This is a genomic window from Trebonia sp., from assembly GCF_049794275.1.
Classification (GTDB): Bacteria; Actinomycetota; Actinomycetes; order Streptosporangiales; family Streptosporangiaceae; genus Trebonia.
In genome coordinates, this window is the sequence record NZ_JBARCR010000950.1 from 1 (window position 1) to 1632 (window position 1632).

Here is a 1632-nt window from a genome sequence, read left to right on the forward strand (position 1 = left end):
CTCCGCCACGGTTAGAAACGTACTCGCGTCCCGCAGCAGGTCATCGGCCTCCTGCGGAGAGGCCGCCCTCGGTAGCCCGGCCTCGGCGGCGGCCCGCTTGGCCGCGCCGGCCGCGAAGAACGCCGCCCACTCGGCCAGCGCCGGCTCGACCTGCGGGAGCAGTTCCCACACGCTGCGCGGCCGCCTACGGCGGGTCCCCGTTCCCGGCTCGCCCCTGGCGGCGACGATCGCCGCCGCGGCCCGCAGCGCGGCCAGGTGCGCGCAGATGTAACGGGTACCGGGATCGCCTTCTGCGCCGGCCTCGGCCAGCCCGCGCCGAGCAGTCTCAAGCAGGCTGAGCACCGTCGGGGAAACCCGGTGCGCCGGCGCTTCGCTGCCTGCCACCGTCAGGGTGCTGATCATCGTCGTCACTCCTTCAGCCTTCCGCTTCGTGCCGCTTCGCCCCGCCGCTGCGGGGCCCCTGGCCGGGCGAAGCGCTTCCCCACGCCCCGCCCGGCCAGCTGCCGGCCGCCAGGGGTCGCGGCGGCCGGAGTTCGCCACGTCTTCATTCGAACACAGATTCGTGGTGATGTCCAGTCCATTTGCTGACACATTCGAAGATAGTGCGGGGGTCTGACATTCCGGCCGGTCCAGCCCCGGCGGCATCGCACGTCCGACATAGTGGGCACATGACCGGCCGCGTGCTGTCCCGGAGATCCGCGCTGGCCGGCCTTACCGCAGGGGCCGCTGCCGTAGCGGGCGGCACCTGCGCTGAAGACCTGCTCCGCGGCTCCGGCCCGCGCCCGGTCGCCGCGATGCTGGACGATCTGGTGGGAAGCTACGACTTCAACCAGGGCTGGCTGTTCGGCGGCCCGTACGTGAAGGGCGCGGAATCGCCCGGGCACGACGACAGCGGCTACGCACGCGTCACGCTGCCGCACACCGTCACGGACCTGTCCTGGACCGGCTGGGACTATCGGACCTGGGAGCGCACCTGGATCTACCGCAAGCACTTCGACAGCGCGTTCACGGCGGGCAGCCGGGTGCTCGTGACCTTCGACGGGGTCATGACGAACGCCACCGTCGTGCTCAACGGCCGGGTCGTGGCCACCCACGCCGGCGGTTACCTGCCCTGGACGGCCGAGCTCACCGGCCATCTCAGGCCCCGCGGCAACGTGCTCGCCGTCATCGTGGACGGCCGCTGGCTCGATGTCCCGCCGGACGCCCTGGCCGGCGGGCCGCCGACCATGGACTTCCTGCAGCCGGCCGGCATCTACCGGGACGTGCGGCTCGAGGTGGTTCCCGACATCTACCTGCAGGACGTCTTCGTCCTGCCGCGGAACGTGCTCGCCGCCGGCCGCACTGTCCGGGTCACGGCGAGTGTCCAGGCGGGCACCGTCCCCAGGGGCGGGGCCGCGGCCGTCACCGCCGCCCTGCTCGACGGCGACCGCACGCTGGCCAGCGCCCGGACGACGTTGCGCATCGGCCGGCCGGGCACGCACGCCGTCGCGCTCACCATCGGCGGGACGGGCCCGGTGAGCTACTGGTCGCCTGAGCAGCCGAAGCTGTACACGGTCCGCACGACCCTCACCTACGCCGGGGGCTCCGTTGTGCGAGCCCGGCCGGGCGGCACGCACACGACCGGCACCAGGA

General features: G+C 73.0%; 2 protein-coding genes. One reads left to right on the top strand and one right to left on the bottom strand.

The genetic code is table 11. The features are described 5' to 3' along the window. Positions 1-402: SAV_6107 family HEPN domain-containing protein (locus WA805_RS24350; protein ID WP_425243494.1), on the bottom strand; the 402-nt coding region annotated here is incomplete at its 3' end. A 266-nt stretch (positions 403-668) separates the two neighbouring features. On the opposite strand from WA805_RS24350, the gene WA805_RS24355 reads away from it, so the two are divergent. After that, positions 669-1632 (top strand): glycosyl hydrolase 2 galactose-binding domain-containing protein (locus tag WA805_RS24355; RefSeq protein WP_425243495.1); only part of this gene is annotated, 964 nt, incomplete at its 3' end.